The sequence below is a fragment of the Lysinibacillus sp. NPDC093692 genome, from assembly GCF_050280125.1.
GTDB lineage: Bacteria > Bacillota > Bacilli > Bacillales_A > Planococcaceae > Lysinibacillus.
Window position 1 is genome coordinate 106758 of record NZ_JBNNUW010000004.1, and the last position, 18611, is coordinate 125368.

The following is an 18611-nucleotide window of genomic DNA, read 5'->3' on the forward strand; positions in this document are numbered from 1 at the left end:
ACGTTTAACAAATATCATCCACAACTTTTGGTGATAAGCCTCTATAAACCAATTAAAAGTTGTTTTAACCGACTTTTCCATGGAATCATTTCTATTTTCTTCTCTTCCGTCAAGCGTACCTTATTGATTTCATCATAATGGATTCCACAATTTTCACAACAGTTTTCCGGTTTTTTCAGCAATTTTTGCCCAAAATACCCGACTAACTTAGTGCGTATACAGTCTTTTGTCTGAGTCATTTTATGCATTTTATCGACAGCATGATATTTTTCTAGTGCCAAATGATTTAAACGCACTTTCACTTGTTCCATCGTTTCTTGTTGCAGCCAGAAATCAAGCACACGAAAAGCGGTCTCACTTAGTTCTCCATTTTTCAACATTTGAGAAGGGTGTACTTGTTGATTTAGCAGTTCCTGATAACGATCAACATGACCAGCTGTTGGCAAATCGCCTGTTACAACAAATTTCGCAAGTTCCTCGTCGCCATCACTATATAGTAATATAGCGAGCGCTGGTTGACCATCACGCCCTGCACGGCCTATTTCCTGCATGTAATTTTCTACATTAGCAGGCATCGTTTCATGGATGACCTGACGAATATCAGACTTATTGATACCCATTCCAAAAGCATTCGTAGCCACAATCCAGTCGAGCTCTCCGTCAATAAACTGTTGCTGAATAAACTGACGGTCCTCAGCAATATATCCTGCATGATACGCTGCCGCTCTTATACCTGCCTGTATAAGCGCCGCACTATATTGTTCAGCACGCTTCCGCGAGGACATATATAATATACCCGGTCCTGCAGTCTCTTTAACATGCTGCATAATCCAATGTGCTTTATCTGCCCTATCCTCAAATACAACACGCCCAAGATGAATATTAGGCCGATCCACATTGTACAAAAACTCAAATGGCGTATCCAGCGACAATGTATCTCGTATATCATTGACTACTTTATTCGTCGCAGTCGCTGATAAAGCTAAAACAGGTGGCCGATTCACTTGTGAAAACCATTGTCCAATTCGTAAATAATCTGGTCTAAAATCAAAGCCCCACTGTGAAATACAGTGTGCCTCATCCACTACGATAAGACCTAGCTGCATTTGTGAAAGCTTATCTTGAACCTGTTGCTGTAAAAGCATCTCTGGCGAAGTAAAGATAAAACGAAACTGCTCTAAGAAATGTAACGCATATCGTTTTTCACTTACGGTTAAAAATGAATTTAAGGCAACTACCCTCTTTTCACCAAAGCGTTTTAGCTCCTCTACTTGATCCTGCATGAGAGAAAGCAAAGGAGAAACAATTAAAACCGGCTTCTGCAAAATATATCCTGGCAACTGGTAACAAAGTGATTTCCCCATTCCTGTTGGTAATAAAGCAATTACATCTTTTTTTTCTAAAATTGCTTCTATGACCTCTTTTTGGCCTGGACGAAATGTTGTATAGCCAAAATACTTTGCTAACGTTTGTTCAAGTTCCATTTATACTTCTCCTTTCGCAAGGACAAGCCTTAACTGAAAATAACTCATACCTTCAACTACCTCATGCAATGTTTTTAATTTTTTAGTTTGATAATGTTTCGATGCCTGCCAAACTTTTTCCGCTTCTTCATAAGAGACGAAAGGACCAATCGAAAAGTTCGGTTCATTCATAGCTAATTCTACCAAATGATCCTCAATTGTACTTTGTTTTAATTTCCTTATTCGCACAATCTGTTCAATTGAATAGCCCTGCTCATATAAATGTGCTGTTTGCTGTGCTGAATCAGTTAATAATGCTTTTACTCTTAATCCCTCAGTTATTTTACCGAGCAAGGGACAATCATTTGTCTGATGAACTTCATTTAATAACGTATGTAGCAATTCTATAAACGCTAGTTGACAATCTAAAACTGTTTCCTGTCGTTGACTAGCAAGCTGCTGCCACGTCCACCCTGGTAATCTATGACCACTTAACCGATAGAGAACGAGTTGCTTATTAGCATCTAACAAGGGTAACACAGACAGTACCTGTTCACATTCCTGTAATAATTGTTGCTGTAAATGTCCATCTTGATAGTGATGCTCGACTAAAAAAGTTCGCACCCAGGATTGAATATTCGTATCCCTACTAATAGGAGAAAACGAACGAACCCCAGCATTTTGATAAGATAAACTTTGTACAATTAACGAGAACCTTGCAAAAAATATATGCTCATTTCCCCTATAGTGCCATCCGTCAAATAAAAAGTCAGGCGTCTGCTCCGCTCGCTGTAAACCTAGCTTTGTCATGGAATAGTGACCAGATTCTTGTATTGTTAACCAACTATACTGCAAAAATAATGATACAGCTTCATCAAATGTCTTCCGAGGTAACTTAGGTAATAACCCAAAATAATTATGTAACTTAAATAGGCCAATGTCTTGAATAGTCTGACCTGAGCGCTTTCCTCTTAATACATGATAAGCAGCAGAAATAGTTCGTTCGTTATTTAGTTTTTGAAAGATTTGCAATAAAATTTGATGAAACATAGACGCAAATTCCTCCAATTTAATAGTATTTATGTTGAAATGTAAGATAAACATCTTTAAAATGAGTATGAAGCTTTGATAGGAACATGTAAAAGGAGAGAAAAAAATATGGCTAAATACACAATTGTTGATAAAGATACATGTATCGCTTGTGGCGCTTGCGGAGCCGCAGCACCAGATATTTATGATTATGATGATGAAGGTATCGCCTTCGTTATTTTAGATGATAACATGGGAACAACTGAAGTTCCAGAAGATCTACTAGAAGACATGCAAGATGCTTTCGAAGGCTGCCCAACTGACTCAATCAAAGTAGCAGATGAGACTTTCGATGGCGACTCATTAAAATTCGAATAGTTTTAATTGTATCTTTAAAGGCACCCTTAACTGGGTGCCTTTATTTTTATCTCCTCATGTATTAGTTGATTGGAGCGGAGAATGGGCGACTCCTTTGGGATCAGCAATCGAGGATCGAAGGCTAAAATCATCATATCCTGTGATAACGCCTTCGCGGCCAACATCGACGCTGCCGCCATATTGCCACTACACTTTCTCGCAAAAAAACATCTGTTGGCGTGAGACCCTGTAGCATAGCGAAGCGGCAGCAAATGTTTTATCTGTGCGAAAGCAAAGCGGCAGCAACAACAATTGTTTTCTGTAGCGAAAGCAAAGCGGCAGCTACAAAGCGCCCAGTCGGAACGGAAATCAACCACACGTTTTGTTTGGTGATGATCCATAATTTAATTAATAGATTCGTATAGATTCTTGCTTATACCAGATTAATCAATTAAATAATCTTGCAGCAAAAATGTAAATAACCCCCTTCAGGTTCATCTCTAACATAGTAGAGATGAATTTTTTTGTACTTTTCAACGTAAAGTTGGTCACTCTTTTCATCTTATTATTGCAACCATTTTTTATGTATGATAAGATTTTAGTAGTTGGTACTAATAACAGATATTATTTCATAAACATAAAGGGGTTCTTATTAGATGATGGATAATTTATTACAATTAAAAGATAAGAATATTGTCGTAATGGGCGTGGCAAACGATCGAAGTATTGCTTGGGGTATCGCAAAACGTTTATTTGATGTAGGCGCAAATGTTATTTTCACATACCGTCAAGAACGTTCATTAAAAAAATTACAAATGCAATTAGAGAAAATCGGACAATCTGATTCACTGATCGTACAATGTGATGTTAACAGCGACGAGGGCACAAAAGCCGCTTTCGAAGAAATCGGTACAAAAGTAGGCGTAATCCACGGGATTGTCCACTCAGTAGCGTTTGCTAATGCAGAAGATTTACACAATCGTTTCTTAAATACAACTCGTGATGGCTATGCATTTGCGCAAGACACTAGCGCCTATTCTCTTATTTCAGCAGCAAAGGCCGCACATCCTTATATGACTGAAGGTGGTTCTATCGTAACAATGAGTTACTTAGGAGCAGAGCGTGTCCTTGATGGTTACAATGTTATGGGTGTAGCAAAAGCTGCATTAGAGGCATCTATGCGCTATCTTGCTGCAGATATTGGTAAAGATAATATTCGCGTTAATGCAATCTCAGCTGGAGCGATTCGCACACTTGCTGCAAAAGGGGTTCCTTCTTTCAATACAATTTTACACAAAATCGAAGAAACAGCTCCTTTAAAACGTAATGTTCAACAAGATGAAGTAGCAGATATGACAATCGTGATGCTTTCTCACTTATCTCGCGGTGTAACAGGCGAAACGATTTACATTGACGCAGGCTACAATATTATGGGTTAAATACAAAAAAAGCATGGAAGATCAAAATTGATCTCTCATGCTTTTTTGTTTCGGATTTATAAATCTGTTATTTTATTACCTTTGGAGCTGGGTAATCAAAGCCCTTTGTATCTACTTCGACCTTTTTCATTTGTTGGTCTTTGATTGGTTTTTCACCTTCTCGTTCAACAGCAGCGATAGCATCTACTGTTTCCATCCCCTCGATTACTTTCCCAAAAGCAGCATATTGGCCATCTAGTTGCGAAGTATCCTTTACCATAATGAAAAATTGAGATCCCGCAGAATTCGGATCATTTGAACGAGCCATTGAAATAACACCGCGTTCATGCTTTAAATCATTTTTAAAATCATTTGATGTAAACTCACCTTCTATCGAATAATCCGGTCCTCCTGTACCATTACCTGAAGGATCTCCACCTTGAATCATAAAATCAGGGACAACTCGATGGAAAATAAGACCATCATAAAAGCCTTTTTTAGCTAAGGAAATAAAATTTGCTACCGTATTCGGCGCTGTAGAAGGCTCTAATTCGATGACGATTTTTTCATCATTGTCCATCGTAATCGTCACAATTGGATTTTCCTTCACCTTTGATGAATAATCTACATTGTCTTCCGATTTTTCTTTAGTGGCTCCACAACCTGTCAAAACTAAAACTACCGCCAGCAAAGCAAAGACAAAAGAAAATCCTTTATTACGTGCACACATATCTTTCAACTCCTCTTTATATCCAGTCTACTCATTATACTATCAGATAGTTTACGACAAATCATTTTTTATGAAGATCATGCAAATGAAGGAAATAAGCTCAATAACCCTCCACAAATAAATAAGGTTCCTAGCGCCCTGCTACAATGCGTTGTTTAGTAATGATCCCCTTTAATAAAAATGAAAGTAAGCATGCAATGACTAAAAATACCGCAATCATACTAATAACGCCTCCCCAGCCGAAGTACATCCAAAACACACCCCCTACCGTTCCTCCAACACTTGAACCGAAATAATAGAAAAATAAATAGAGAGAAGAAGCTTGTGCTTTATCATGAGTGGCTCGTTTACTTACCCAGCCACTAGCAATCGAATGTGCTGCAAAGAAGCCAAATGTAAAGATTGTAATCCCTAAAATTTTTAAACTAAGTAGCCCATTTGATGTTAAAATCGCCCCTGTAAACATGATCGAAATAGACAATAACAGCATCTTTTGACGGCCATATCGATCAGCTAGACTACCGAACCAAGCAGAGCTAAAAGTACCTACTAAGTAAATAACAAAAATCCAACCAACTATTGTGGCACTTAAATTATAAGGGGGCGCCATCAATTTAAATCCAATGTAGTTATAAAGAGTCACAAAGCTCCCCATTAATACAAAGCCAATACCAAAAAGACAAAGCATGGATGGGTCCTTTACATGTTGTAAAAGAGATGTCGCCAATGATTTTATCTGTAATGGTCGAGCTGTAAAATGCTTGGAGTTAGGAAGCATCCAGATAAATAACACACTAATCATTAGACTGATAACACCTAGTACAATCATCCCCACTTGCCAATTGTAAAGATCCGTTAATGTCCCTATAATAACTCGACCACTAAGCCCACCTACCGAATTACCACTTATGTATAAGCCCATTGCTATACCTAAACTAGATGGATCCACTTCCTCCCCTAAATAAGCCATCGCAATTGCTGGCAACCCTGCAAAAACAACACCCTGTATAACACGTAACACTAATAACGTTTCAAAATTTGGAGAAAAGGCAAGGGCAAGCGTAATTATAGATGCCGCAAAAATAGAAACCGTCATCAAGGACTTCCTGCCCCATGCCTCTGATAATGAGCCAACAATAATCATACTGATGGATAACGCAAAGGTTGTCACAGAAAGTGTTAAACTCGCAATAGCTGGTGATACATGAAACTCCTTCGCAAATGTTGGCAATAATGGCTGTGTCACATATAAGTTGGCAAAGGTAATAAAGCCCGCTAAAAATAAAGCCCAGTTTGCTTTATGAAACGCCTTTGTCCCTTTTTGAATGTAATCCATTTCTCTCTCTCCTTAACGTACTTCCAATGCTACTATTATTCTAATACAATAATCTTCAAAACTCACGATTATTTGTCATAAAATAGACAAAACCATCTCTTGTATGCACGATTTCATTTGACACTCCATCCATGACTATAGTCACATTTTCTACATATAAATTTAGTTTTTATCTATTTTGAGTTGGCAAATATTGTGTTACAGTGAAAGTAATCATCTAGCAATCATTGGTAATTAGGCTCCGATGACTAAACTATTTTCGTTGCACAGATTTGGAGGAATTTTCATGAAGATTATTGAAGCTTTAGCCCTTTCAGTACCCTATATCCACCTTGCATTAAAGGAAGAAGCAATCGTGGCTGTCGTTGAGAAGGAAAGTGAAACAGTTGTAAAATACTTAGCTGGCAAACGTGTAGATTCAGGCTATCTAGATGGTCAAAAGGTAAATGCTAATGACCAAAATGTTTTCATTGCCTTTAGTGGAAAAAATGCTGATGTCGTTATACCAGAGGACGTATACGGAGTTGCCATCAATGCGTTTTCTTTTCCAATCCGTGAAAATGGGAAAGTTGTAGGAGCTCTAGCGTTTGGACTGCCAATCGACAATGAACTTAAACTCGAGGATTATATGGGAACAATGGATAGCATCGTTAACAGCCTACAGGACAAAGTACATACGATCGCCTCACATTCAGAGGAATTGGCAGCAACAAGTGAGGAAATTAACAAACAAGCACAGCACGCCCTTGAAGATTCAGAGAAAACAAATGAAGTTACAGATTTAATAAAAAGCATTTCTCGCCAAACCAATTTACTCGGCTTAAATGCATCTATTGAGGCGGCTCGTGCTGGTCAGCATGGCGCTGGCTTTAACATCGTAGCGCAGGAAGTTAGAAAGCTATCTTCCGAAACATCAAGCGCGACTGAAAACATTGAAGCATCCCTAAGAAATATAAATAGAAACCTTGATAACCTAAAGCAAAATATGGGGCAAATCAATGACGCTACAAACGAACAGGCTCAACTCGTTCAAGATTTCAGTGAAATTATCGAGGAGTTAACAGTTCTTAGTCGTGAAATGAAGGGCTTTATGCATGATGCTTTAAAATAATGAAGGGGGGAATAACATTGCAAATTATTATTAATCCAGAATTATCTTTACGTACTATCGAATTAGAAGATGCTAATGCTGTTTTTGCCTTAACAGATGCATCACGAGCATATTTACGTGAATGGTTGCCGTGGTTAGATTTCACAAAAGAAATAGCCGATACAACAGCATATATAGAGGGCTGCATAAAAGGACATGAAGCTAAAAGTAGCCTCTCTCTTGTTATCATTTTTCGAAATGAAATTGTTGGCGTCGCTGGCTTCAACACGATAAATCATAGCAATAAAATCGCTGCTATTGGCTATTGGCTCAGTGAAGGAGCTCAAGGGCATGGTATTATGTCGCAAACCGTACTGGCATTATTAAAATATGCTTTTGAGGATATACAGCTCAATAAGGTCGAAATCCGTGCTGCTGTGGGCAACAAAAAAAGCCGTTCCATCCCTGAGCGCCTAGGCTTTACAAAAGAGGGAACGATTCGAGCGGCAGAATGGCTTTATGATCATTATGTCGACCATGTTGCTTACGGTATGCTCGCTAGTGAATGGAAACAAATGAAAGAAAAATAAAAGCTTCTCAAAAATAGCCGCCCGATATTACAAATATCAGGCGGCTAAAATTTTATTTTTGTTCAACTGTTTCTTTAACTTCTTCTTGCATTTCATGATCTGTAGTTTGCGCTTGCTTTCCTAAGCCTACTGCTATTTGCTCTAATTCAGGACGTAATGTATGCTTCCCTGCGTAGCTTTCAATTAGTTCTTTAACGTCAATCCCTGAAGTTTCCTTCAACGATTCCTGTAATGTTGACATTAAATTAGTTGCGTAGGCAGTTACTTTATTGGCACCGCCGCTTCCTTCCCCACCGCCAGTATCAACAACAGTAATCTTATCAATATTGCCAAGTGGACTCGCAAGCTCTTTCGCATATTCTGGCATCATACGTACAATCATATCAAGAACAGCTGCTTGACCATAGTATTCGAAGGCTTCCGCAATTTTACGTTTTGCCTCGGCTTCTGCTAGACCGCGAAGACGAATAATATCCGCATCTGTTTCCCCTTTTGCACGCTCAGCATCCGCCTTTGCAAGACCATCCAAACGAATTTTCTCTGCTTCGGCTTGTGCTAATGATTCAATACGGTATTTCTCCGCATCTGCCTGTGCTAGTTCACGCATTTTAGCCGCAACTGCATTTTGTTCGACAGCGTAACGATCAGCGTCAGCCTTTTTCTTAACTTCTGAATCATATTGCTTCTCACGACGTAAAATCTCTTTTTCCTCTAATTCAATTTGCTTTTGACGTTCAATAATGCGAATTTGCATTTCTTGTTCTGTTACTTCCTGTTTTGCACGAGCCGTCTCAAGTTCATATGCTTGGTCAGCACGTGCTTTAGCGATATCTTGCTCACGACGGAATTCTGCTACCTTTAATTGATTTTCTTTTTCCGCTTCTGCAATTTCAGTCGCACGTTCAAGCTCTGCCTTTTGTGCTTCTTTCGATGCTTCAGCACGCTTAATACGTGTTTCCTTTTCTGCATCTGCAGTTGCAATATCCGCATCACGTTTAACCTGTGCAATACGTGGCTTACCAAGCGAGTCTAAGTAGCCATTTTTATCGCGAACATCTTTAATCGTAAACGAAACGATCGTCAGACCCATTTTCGCCAAGTCCTGAGACGCAACACGCTGTACTTCCTGAGAGAATTTATCACGGTTTTTATATATTTCCTCAACCGTCATTGAACCTAAGATTGAACGTAAATGGCCTTCTAACACTTCACGTGCCTCATTTTCACGCTCATCCTTTTGCTTCCCTAAAAATTGTTCTGCTGCCGTAGCAATTTCAGAAATAGAACCACCAATTTTAATGATTGCTGTTCCATCTGCCATAACCGGTACGCCTTGTTCCGTATACACTTCAGGTGTAGTCACATCAAGTTTACTAGATAATAGGCTTAATGGCCGTGCTTGCTGGAAAATCGGGAATACAAATGTACCGCCACCACGAATAATTTTTATACGATTTCCTGACTCATCTTTATGTACATTTTTTGAGCCAAGATAGCTACCTGTCACAATCAGTGCTTCATCAGGACCCGCTGTACGATACTTTGTCACATAAAGCGCAACTAATGCGATTAAAACAAAGGCTACAATCCCTAATACAATTAAAATCTCCATTGACATATAAATATCGCTCCTTTATAAAAATTTCTTATCATAAGATCTCACAAAAAGTGTTCCTTCCTTTACTTCTACAACAAGTACTGTCGTATCGTAATCGATAGCCTCATTGTCAAAACCTGTTGCTCGCTTCGAAATCATACCGCTAGTCGTTTCAATAACTACTTCTCCAAAACCGTCTGTCGGGATTGGGACAATGACCTTTCCTAACTGGCCACCAAGCGATTCTTCCGTATAAGCTAAAGAAACATCGGCCGATCGTAGCGGAACAAGAACGAATAAATAAAATAGTGCACTTAAAATAGCTCCGATGATACAAGCAGCAACAATGTTCCAAACGCTAGGGAAGAAGGCTAATTTTTCTAAAATAAACCCTGTTGCTGACATCAACGTAATGAAAGATAGAATGACACTCGGATTAAAAATCGGTAGCCCCTCTCCAATGCCCTCGACAGCATCACCAAAAAACATAATTAAAAGAGTTGCAAGACCCCCGAAAATTAATACCACTAAAAAGATCTGCTCGAGTGAATAGCCAAATAGCGTCAAGTTGTTCACCCCTTTTCATTGTATTACCTACTATACGGATGCAACTTACAAAAGGTTTCGTAATTTTTTATATTTTCTTAATTTTGAATGATAGGTTGCGAAATATGTTCTTTACAAAATAAAAAGCATGTCCCTGATTAGCTTTATTTAGAAGCTCCAATCGGCTGACATACTTTTCTAATATTCTAGTACATTAATGTGGTTAAAGAACCCTTCGAAGAATGCTCGGCAACTCATATGACCAACCTTTCGACACAGAAATATTTGGTTTAGGTAAAACACACAAGCAACATAAATCTATTTGCATATAGTGTCAATATATGATAGAAAGGGTGTGTATCGTGAAAAACGAACATAAAAATAATAAAACGTTCAGGTTCAAGTTTAGATCAAACCCAAGTTGTCGTTGTCATTGTTGTGGTTTTTGTTGCCCTTGTCGTTGTAAGCCACCATTTATACCTGAGCCACCACCAACTCCACCTTGTCATTTTTTAGTGTATGTTACAGACGCTGGTCAGTTAGCTACTCCTGATAAAAGGGTATCAGTAATTGATACGGCGACAAATACGATAGTCGCTGACATTCCAGTAGGAACGGCTCCACTAGAAGTAGCGATTACACCAGATGGAGCATTTGGTTATGTTCCAGCTCTCTTCTCTGATAATGTAACGGTTTTTAATACTGCAACAAACGCTGTAGTCACTACCATTCCAGTAGGATTTCAACCTCTTGGTGTAGCGGTTTCACCAGATGGAACACTTGTTTATGTATCAAATCATGGAGCTGGAGCTAACTCTGTATCTGTCATTAGCACAGCTACAAATACCGTAATTGCCACTATTCCAGTAGGGCTCCAACCTCAGGGCATAGCTTTTACTCCGGATAGTGCGTTTGCTTACGTTGCGAACGAAAACTCAAATTCAATATCAGTTATAAATACAGCAACAAATTCCACGGTTGGTCCTCCAATCCCTGTGGGAACTCGCCCAAGATCAATCGTTTTCACACCGAACGGACAATTTGCTTACGTTACAAATGAAAGTAGTAACAACGTATCTGTAATTGTAGCAGCTACAAATACGGTATTTACTACAATCCCTGTGGGAACAGGACCTGTTGGAACAGCCATTACACCTGATGGAACATTCGTTTACATTGTAAATAAAGGTAATAATACTGTATCTGTCATAAGTACAGTAACAAATATTGTGGTTGATATAATTCCAGTAGGGTTATCTCCTGACCAAGTAACTATCTTGCCGGATGGTACACTTGCTTATGTCACAAATCAACTTGACAATACTGTCTCTGTCATAGACATTGAAACAAATACAGTAATCGATACAATTCCAGGGTTTAATGGTCCAACTGGCATAGACACAGGGACAATCTGCCTAGTTTCGGAGCTCTAGAGTTAAATCAAATATACCTCGGCATAATTGCATCCGGAATCGACTTTAACTTCTTTCAGCGGGTGTTTAAACACCCGCTGAAAAGTAACTTAAATCCACATTCATCTCACCACTTATAGAGGCGGTAGACTTCTTTACCTGGAGCTTCACTATCGGCACAAAAGACATTTGTAGTTGACGCTACCAAAGACATTTGCTGAAAGAAGTTAAAACAAGCATCCCTAGTTCATCTGCTTAAAAGCAGACATACTTTCTATTGCCATTTGCGCAATTGAAGTATGTCTTTTTGATATTGTTATGTGTTTCACCTAGCGATTATCAGTCCCTTGCTGTTCACTACCTTCTAAATATATAGGTATTTCTTCTGAGTCAATCTGACATATTTGACCTCGCTATGGAAAGTGGGGCTAGCTCATAGCTACCCCCACTCAAAACAAATTATATAGACATTCACAATGCCTTTAAGATTCTAATACATTTAAAATAGCATCGAGATCATTGACAGCAATATCTAGGCGTTCCTTTGCATCGATATTTTGCTGTTTTAATTGATTAAACTCTAGCAAATTTTTCTCATGCTTTAATTTGATAGAAGACAAGCGTTCAATTCGTGATTCTACCTTTTCTATAGCTTGCTCACAAACTGTTGTCCATAGCTTTTCTGATTGCTGCATTTCAGTCGTTGATGGGTTGTGTTGACGCATAATTCGTGCATATACAGCTTCAATTTGTTCTATTAATTCTGAATAAAAATGTCGCTCAACACGAGTTGTTTGGAATGTTGGATGCTCTACCTCTTTTGCATATGGGGTAATTTGACGTAGTAGCTTCCCAGCATTTTCTCCAAAACCATGTGATAAATTTAGTACATTCATTAACTGTAAAAGTAGACGAATTTCTTCTAGATTAATAAGCTGTGAATCGATGCTTTCCTTTAACTTTAAGGATTCTATATAGCGTCGATCAAAGTGTTCAATTTCACCGTTGCGTTGCTCTACTAAATGATCACTTGCATTGTCTTTTAAGCTTTTAATATAGCGAATTGCGTGGCTTTTTAGCTCTTCCATCGACAGCAAGTTGTCATTATCTTGTTGTGGCTTTCCTCGTTGAACATACGCAAATGCATCCATTTTTTTGGGCCATTGTGCTGCTGAGGTTTCTTCTGAGACATTATAGCGTATATAAATTCCGTGCATTCCATATCCTCCAAGTCCATTAAACAAGTATCTCTAAAGACAATAAATCGAATACGCTATTTTTTCAAGTAAAAAACTTTTAAAGATTAAAAATCCTTCTTTTGAACAATTATCAGAAAATTCCGAGTAGTCGTTACTGTTCAGGATTGCAATATTTATTAAACGGGCGATTTTACCACTTTATCTTTTACAAGCTGTTCTCACGTGGTTTGAAACATATTCTACGACTAAAATAAGCACAATTGTCTCCCCCTAAAAGGGGCTCTCGCCTTGCACGACTAATAGACATTCCTAATTGATCTCCCAAATTAGAACCTAGCATTTTTATTTTTCATCCTAATTAAGCATCTTGTCGTATTTGATGAATGCTTTTTCCTTCAGTAAAGGCATGAATCGATTTTAATTTACCTATTGACTTGAAATTTGCCTTGTCATAGACCTTTGCAACCTGCTCATTGATTGGCAAGATCCAGAGATATTCTAACCCCTGTTTTACCGACTCTCGCTGAATGTGTTGCAGAATATATCCAATCAATCCTCGTCCTCGGTAACTTTCAACCGTCGCTACACTCTCAATTCTCCCTTGATTCCCTGAGATGAAAATATTGGCAGTACAGCATGCTTTGCCATCCACTCTTAATAAATAATACGTAAAATGCGGAGAATGATAGGTTTTCTCAAAAGCTTGTTTGATTAATGCAGGCTCCCCAAATGTAGAAATACTCATTTCAACGGCTAATGCTTCCTCCATATTGGCATCTGTTACACGTTCAATTTGTATGGCTGGATTATGAGATAATTGCGCGTATTCACCATTCCAACACTGTACATCATCTGTAAAACTTTCATATTGAAAGCCATGATGCTCCAATGCCTCTATACATGACTGATTTTCCTCCACGTTGTATAAATACAATCTAGGGATAAGAGATTTCGACTGATAGAAATTCTTGATTTCCTTTAAAAACATATCTGGTTCGGTTATCTTCTTCCAAATGTGTGCATGATTGGCGTCGTAATAGGTTGGCATTTCCTTATTATAAAATAATACTCCTTCCTTACATGTTTCTATCTCACTAAAACTTTTAATATAATCAATATCTAACTGCATGATATGTTCAATTTTATGCATGCTCTGTTCCTCCCTCAATCCATCTTTCATATAAACCCTCTAACTGCTGTTCAAGCTTTTGACGTTGCTCCTTAGCAAGTAGTGGCTCCTTTAATTTCATTTCAAGCTTTTCAATTTGTTCTTCAATGGATATCTCTTTTTTAGTCGCGTAGATCTTTTCAGGAGCTTCTTTTATAACTGGTTCATTTACTATTTCTAAGCGACGTTTCTGTCTTGCCCATTCATAATCCCCTTCAAACACTTGAATCGTTTCATGCTCAATCCATGCAACTTTCGTAAAAATCTTTTGTAGAAAGTAGCGGTCATGCGAAACACCAATAATAGTCCCTTCAAAGGATTCCAGTGTATCTTCCAATACCTCTCTTGCTTCAATATCTAAATGGTTAGTCGGCTCATCCAGTATCAATAAATTAATATCCTCATGCATTAACTGCGCTAGACGTAAGCGCATTTTTTCTCCGCCACTTAAATCCTTCACTTTTTTAAAGACGTCATAACCATAAAATAAAAACTGAGCAAGAATATGACGTGCTTCAGCCTCTGACACAGAGACGGTCTCACGGAAGGCATCTATTAAACGAATGGCAGGATTTTTATGCTCAAACTGTTGCGATAAGTAGCCAATTTTAACACTACTGCCGACATGGCAAACACCTTCATTTGGTTCTACTTCACCTAGCATCATTTTTAATAACGTTGATTTTCCACTGCCATTGTCACCCACAATCGCCAGTCGTTCTTCAAAGTAAACCGATAAATCACTTTCCTTAAATAATGGTTTTTCAAATGTATGGCTAATGCCCTTCATTTGTACAACCTCTTTACCACTACGCTCAGCCATTGTTAAAGCTAAATTCATTTTCTTTTTCGTTGTAGGCTTCTTCACACGCTCTATACGGGCTAGTGCTTTTTCCATACTTTTTGCGCGTCGATGCAGCCCTGCATTTGGCGGATTCGCTTCATTTGCCCATTGCTTTAAACGCTTTATTGTTTCCTGCATTTTTTTAATTTTCTTTTGCTGTTCTTCGTATTCAGCAAACTGCTGTTCAACCTTTGCTTCTTTTTGCGCTACAAATGCATCGTAATTACCGACATACGAAAATGCCTCTCCATCCTCAATCTCAATTATTTTGTGAGCCATCTGATTCATAAATTGACGATCATGTGATACTACAATAACAATTTCAACAAAGTTACGGACATAATTTTCTAGCCATTCAATTGCCTGCATATCTAAATGGTTAGTCGGTTCATCTAATAGCAAAATAGAAGGATTGCTTAACAAGATTTGCCCAAGCATCACCTTTGTTTTCTCCCCACCGCTTAAGCTACTAAAACGCTGCTCAAGTAATGGTGTAATACCTAGGCCATTTGCAATCATGGCTAATTGGGCATCCATCTCATAGCCACCCTGCAGCATAAACTGTTCCTGCACATGACCATATTGCTGGAGTACCTTATCTGTTACCGCTGACAGCATCTCTTGCTCCAGTTTTGTCATGTGTGCCTTCAATGCATATATTTCCGCAAATGCCTCCTCCAGTACTGCTCTTACTGAGTACGTAGGATAATGTGGAATTTGATGTAAATACCCAACTGTTGCTTCCTTGCTTTTTATGATTCGACCCTTATCCGGTGTATCCGAACCAGCTAGTAACTGTAATAAAGTCGTTTTTCCACAGCCATTCACGCCAACAATGGCAACATGCTCCGCAGTATTAACTTCTAATTGAAGTCCTTCAAATAAAACATTTCCACCAATAATTTTTTGTATTTGCTCAGCTTTAATTTGCATCGTTTTCTCCTCCAAAGAAACGTGCGAAAAACATTTTTAGACACAAAAAAGACTGCTCGATTAACAAGCAGTCTTTTCCTCATTAGTTTGTGAAAAAGAATGGTTAATTCGCTACGTTTGATATTTGATTTTGCTTAAAAATGGACAGACCTATCCCGTTGTTCGCAAAATCGAAAGTAATCACACGTGCAAAATACATAGCTGTATCCACTTTTACACATGTTTTCGTAGCGTTTTTATTCATTCCTTTTCACCTCCGTTCATAATAGTTAACTTTATAATACCATAATTCCGATAAATTGGAAAAGAAAAAATTTCAAAGTTTAAGATAATTGCGTTTTTTTTAAAGCAGATAAAGAATCATCATTTAATAAGGATGCTATTATTATCTTTTTTATAACAATGAAACCAAAAAAGATAGTAACTTTTTTATATAATAATAGATAAATGATATATAATGAAAAATACTTTGAATTAAATTATTAAAAGAAAGAGGTGTTTAGTTGATAATTTTTATCCTCTCAGGAGTACTGGCATCTTTTTTCATTGTACTAGGATGTATCAAACCGGTTAGAAAAAAGGGTTATTTAGTTCTCTTTATCGGTTTAGCAATTAATGCATTTATTGCTCCAATTTCATTAGTTTTTGGCATTATGGCAACAGATAACCCCAGTTCAGGATTACTTGATTTTATTCTAGGCTTTTTATTTATTCAATCCATTCCATTGCTAATACTTTTTATATGTATTGTAGTAACTTTTATAATGAAAGGTGTCAACCAAACTATTTATAAATGAGTTTGAAATAAAAGCGATTTTCACAGCGACAATGCAAGAATTAGTGAGTAGCGCAAGCACACGAAACTTATTACCAGTAAAAAATACAGATGCTATGCAAGGATAGTATTAATATAATTATAAGCATTGCCTTATGATAGTAACTTTTTTAACATAATAATAGATCAATGATATATAATGAAAAATACTTTGAATTATTAATTCAGATATACATATTTTAACGGCAAGAGGTGTTTAGATATATCAGAACTTTTCGTATTAGTATTGGCATTTTTAATTGTAGTAGTAATTATCATATCGGTTGGAAAGAAGAGTTTCTCATTTTTCTTCATCGGTATTGCTTTAGTAATTAATGTAGCTGTTGCTCCAATTTCATTCTTTATTGGCATCTTCACAACAGATGACCCCAGTAAAGGGTCCCTTGCTTTTATTCAAGGATTTTTAAATATTCAATCCATTCCATTAGTAATACTTTTTATAAGTGTTTTAGTAAGTTTTATAATAAAACGATGTGTAAAACAAAAAATTTCTAAATGAGTTTGGATGAATAGCGATTATTACAGCTAATATGCAAGAATTAGCGAGTAGCGCAAGCACAAAAACATAGTGCTAGTGAAACGCGGAAGCTATGCAGGATAGTATTCATGCTAGCTGATCAAACAATTTATTGGCACTCATTGATCAATCAACATAGCACGTGCTGGAGAGATGGTAAGGGCTTTGTGGCTCGAAAGATTGTTCATTAGGATAATATCTAATGGGCAATCTTTTTTATTCGTCATCCCATTTCTTTTAAGGACGAAGATCAACTTATATACATACAGTGTTTATATTTCATAAATTTCCCATACAATAAACTGGTGATATCCACCTGTACTCTACGTTTTCACTTTTTTCACAAACGTTTTCACAAACGGTACGAGGAAAACGGATACGACAAGCACTCGGAACAGCTGAAATGCGGTGACGATCGTGACATTTGCATGCACGGAAGCCGCGATAATCCCCATTTGATCAAGTCCGCCTGGTACAATACTTAAAAAGCCTGTTCGAAAATCTAGGCTGTAAAAGCTCTTCATAACAAATGTTAAACCATAAGCTGCACCAATAAAGATACCTGCCGATACAAATGCGTAAAACACATGCTTCTTCGATAAATGTAAATCCTCTTTTTTCAATAAAAGCCCGATGTAAATGCCAAGCATCAGCTGTGCAATATGAAGTAGTGACAACGGCAATTTCGGTACGTCAATCCCTGCTATATTGATACCCATCAATAAAAACACTGGGCCAAGCATAAAGCCTGTCGGAATTCTTGCCATTTGCGCTAGCCAACCTGCTCCTCCACAGACAGCAAGTAATCCTATTAAGCTCCATGAATACGCTCCGCTGACAACTACACCAGTTCCCCCAGCCCCTGACACCATTAATGGCACAAAGCCGACGATTAAAAGAACCCTTAATATTTGGAAAAACGTAATCACGACCATATCCATGTCCCCTTGCTCCTCGGCAAAGGCAACTACTTGGGACATGCCACCAGGGACACAGCAAGTCAACGCAGTCGAAAAATCTAAATCCGCACGTTTGGCCACTAAATAACTAACACCAAAAAACAATACAATAAATAATACGTTTAAAACAATTATACTTCCTATAAATTGTTTAATATCCTGCACCGCTTCTGGCGTAAACGCAAAACCAATGGAATAGCCCGCAACGATTAAACCAAAATTACGAAAATATTTATGCCATTTCAATTGTACTTTTGTTGATAACTGAACTATTAGCACCGCTGCTATAGCTCCAAGTAACCAAGGCATTGGAATATGTAATAAATTAAATAAAACTGCACCTGTTAACCCTATACATAATGTAATGAACATGTGCTTGTCAAAAATAAACATAGAAGCAACCCCTCATGATTGTATCATTCTATTATGCCGTGAACCTGCCTATTTTTCTACATCATCACTTTTTTGCAAGGTCATATAACGTTCAAATTGAACCTGTTATCTACAAAATTTAACCTCTTATCCAAGATTTTCTCCAAGCCAAAATTTTCTATGCTACATTATTATTACCTGATTCAGTGTTTCTCC

Annotated in this window: 18 protein-coding genes; 7 read left to right on the plus strand and 11 right to left on the minus strand. The window is 37.8% G+C overall.

Annotated features, from left to right (window positions below; genetic code table 11):
- Positions 1 to 41 precede the first annotated feature (41 nt).
- Together ACQKN4_RS06335 and ACQKN4_RS06340 are read right to left on the minus strand one after the other, a co-directional pair.
- Positions 42 to 1484 (minus strand): RecQ family ATP-dependent DNA helicase, encoded by a 1443-nt coding sequence (locus tag ACQKN4_RS06335; protein WP_079559889.1) that lies wholly within the window; start codon positions 1482 to 1484, stop codon positions 42 to 44.
- Positions 1485 to 2513 (minus strand): helix-turn-helix domain-containing protein, encoded by a 1029-nt coding sequence (locus tag ACQKN4_RS06340; protein ID WP_079559888.1) that lies wholly within the window; start codon positions 2511 to 2513, stop codon positions 1485 to 1487. It abuts the gene before it with no gap.
- A gap of 108 nt (positions 2514 to 2621) precedes the next feature.
- On the opposite strand from ACQKN4_RS06340, the gene ACQKN4_RS06345 reads away from it, so the two are divergent.
- Together ACQKN4_RS06345 and ACQKN4_RS06350 are read left to right on the plus strand one after the other, a co-directional pair.
- Positions 2622 to 2870 carry a ferredoxin gene (locus tag ACQKN4_RS06345; RefSeq protein WP_053584054.1) on the plus strand — a complete coding sequence of 83 codons (249 nt, stop codon included), beginning with the start codon at positions 2622 to 2624 and terminating at the stop codon, positions 2868 to 2870.
- A gap of 635 nt (positions 2871 to 3505) precedes the next feature.
- Positions 3506 to 4288 carry an enoyl-ACP reductase FabI gene (locus ACQKN4_RS06350; protein ID WP_079559887.1) on the plus strand — a complete coding sequence of 261 codons (783 nt, stop codon included), beginning with the start codon at positions 3506 to 3508 and terminating at the stop codon, positions 4286 to 4288.
- Between the two features lie 67 nt (positions 4289 to 4355).
- Here ACQKN4_RS06350 and ACQKN4_RS06355 read toward each other — a convergent pair whose 3' ends face one another.
- Complete coding sequence (locus ACQKN4_RS06355; protein ID WP_427482882.1) at positions 4356 to 4997, minus strand: peptidylprolyl isomerase; 642 nt, start codon at positions 4995 to 4997, stop codon at positions 4356 to 4358.
- A gap of 130 nt (positions 4998 to 5127) precedes the next feature.
- A complete protein-coding gene (locus tag ACQKN4_RS06360; RefSeq protein WP_079559885.1) occupies positions 5128 to 6333 on the minus strand; it encodes an MFS transporter in 1206 nt (401 codons plus the stop codon).
- 286 nt (positions 6334 to 6619) lie between these two features.
- Between ACQKN4_RS06360 and ACQKN4_RS06365 the strand changes: the two genes are divergently transcribed.
- Complete coding sequence (locus ACQKN4_RS06365) at positions 6620 to 7444, plus strand: methyl-accepting chemotaxis protein (protein ID WP_079559884.1); 825 nt, start codon at positions 6620 to 6622, stop codon at positions 7442 to 7444.
- A gap of 17 nt (positions 7445 to 7461) precedes the next feature.
- Positions 7462 to 8013, plus strand: a complete 552-nt coding sequence (locus ACQKN4_RS06370) for a GNAT family N-acetyltransferase (RefSeq protein WP_427482885.1) — start codon at positions 7462 to 7464, stop codon at positions 8011 to 8013.
- A 52-nt stretch (positions 8014 to 8065) separates the two neighbouring features.
- Here ACQKN4_RS06370 and ACQKN4_RS06375 read toward each other — a convergent pair whose 3' ends face one another.
- Both ACQKN4_RS06375 and ACQKN4_RS06380 read right to left on the minus strand, forming a co-directional pair.
- Complete coding sequence (locus ACQKN4_RS06375; RefSeq protein ID WP_079559882.1) at positions 8066 to 9631, minus strand: flotillin family protein; 1566 nt, start codon at positions 9629 to 9631, stop codon at positions 8066 to 8068.
- A 15-nt stretch (positions 9632 to 9646) separates the two neighbouring features.
- Positions 9647 to 10177, minus strand: a complete 531-nt coding sequence (locus ACQKN4_RS06380) for a hypothetical protein (protein WP_079559881.1) — start codon at positions 10175 to 10177, stop codon at positions 9647 to 9649.
- A 494-nt stretch (positions 10178 to 10671) separates the two neighbouring features.
- Between ACQKN4_RS06380 and ACQKN4_RS06385 the strand changes: the two genes are divergently transcribed.
- Complete coding sequence (locus tag ACQKN4_RS06385; RefSeq protein WP_427482887.1) at positions 10672 to 11589, plus strand: beta-propeller fold lactonase family protein; 918 nt, start codon at positions 10672 to 10674, stop codon at positions 11587 to 11589.
- Positions 11590 to 12050: 461 nt separating this feature from the next.
- Here the strand turns inward: ACQKN4_RS06385 and ACQKN4_RS06390 are convergent, their stop codons facing one another.
- The 4 genes from ACQKN4_RS06390 to ACQKN4_RS06405 all read right to left on the minus strand — a co-directional run bounded on the left by ACQKN4_RS06390 (position 12051) and on the right by ACQKN4_RS06405 (position 15956).
- Positions 12051 to 12785, minus strand: a complete 735-nt coding sequence (locus ACQKN4_RS06390) for a hypothetical protein (protein WP_349661158.1) — start codon at positions 12783 to 12785, stop codon at positions 12051 to 12053.
- Positions 12786 to 13125: 340 nt separating this feature from the next.
- Positions 13126 to 13917 carry a GNAT family N-acetyltransferase gene (locus ACQKN4_RS06395; RefSeq protein WP_427482890.1) on the minus strand — a complete coding sequence of 264 codons (792 nt, stop codon included), beginning with the start codon at positions 13915 to 13917 and terminating at the stop codon, positions 13126 to 13128.
- Positions 13910 to 15712: a ribosomal protection-like ABC-F family protein gene (gene abc-f, locus ACQKN4_RS06400; RefSeq protein ID WP_427482892.1), complete on the minus strand. Its 1803-nt coding sequence runs from the start codon at positions 15710 to 15712 to the stop codon at positions 13910 to 13912. Before abc-f ends, ACQKN4_RS06395 begins: the two co-directional genes overlap by 8 nt.
- A gap of 103 nt (positions 15713 to 15815) precedes the next feature.
- Positions 15816 to 15956: an RAxF-45 family protein gene (locus ACQKN4_RS06405; RefSeq protein ID WP_166672191.1), complete on the minus strand. Its 141-nt coding sequence runs from the start codon at positions 15954 to 15956 to the stop codon at positions 15816 to 15818.
- 259 nt (positions 15957 to 16215) lie between these two features.
- Between ACQKN4_RS06405 and ACQKN4_RS06410 the strand changes: the two genes are divergently transcribed.
- On the plus strand, positions 16216 to 16509 hold the full coding sequence (locus ACQKN4_RS06410) for a hypothetical protein (RefSeq protein ID WP_427482894.1): 294 nt from the start codon (positions 16216 to 16218) through the stop codon (positions 16507 to 16509).
- A 264-nt stretch (positions 16510 to 16773) separates the two neighbouring features.
- Positions 16774 to 17046, plus strand: a complete 273-nt coding sequence (locus tag ACQKN4_RS06415) for a hypothetical protein (protein ID WP_079559875.1) — start codon at positions 16774 to 16776, stop codon at positions 17044 to 17046.
- 341 nt (positions 17047 to 17387) lie between these two features.
- Here the strand turns inward: ACQKN4_RS06415 and ACQKN4_RS06420 are convergent, their stop codons facing one another.
- The gene (locus tag ACQKN4_RS06420; RefSeq protein ID WP_427482897.1) at positions 17388 to 18416 is read right to left on the minus strand and encodes an AbrB family transcriptional regulator; all 1029 of its coding nucleotides are present in this window, start codon (positions 18414 to 18416) and stop codon (positions 17388 to 17390) included.
- Positions 18417 to 18611 lie beyond the last annotated feature (195 nt).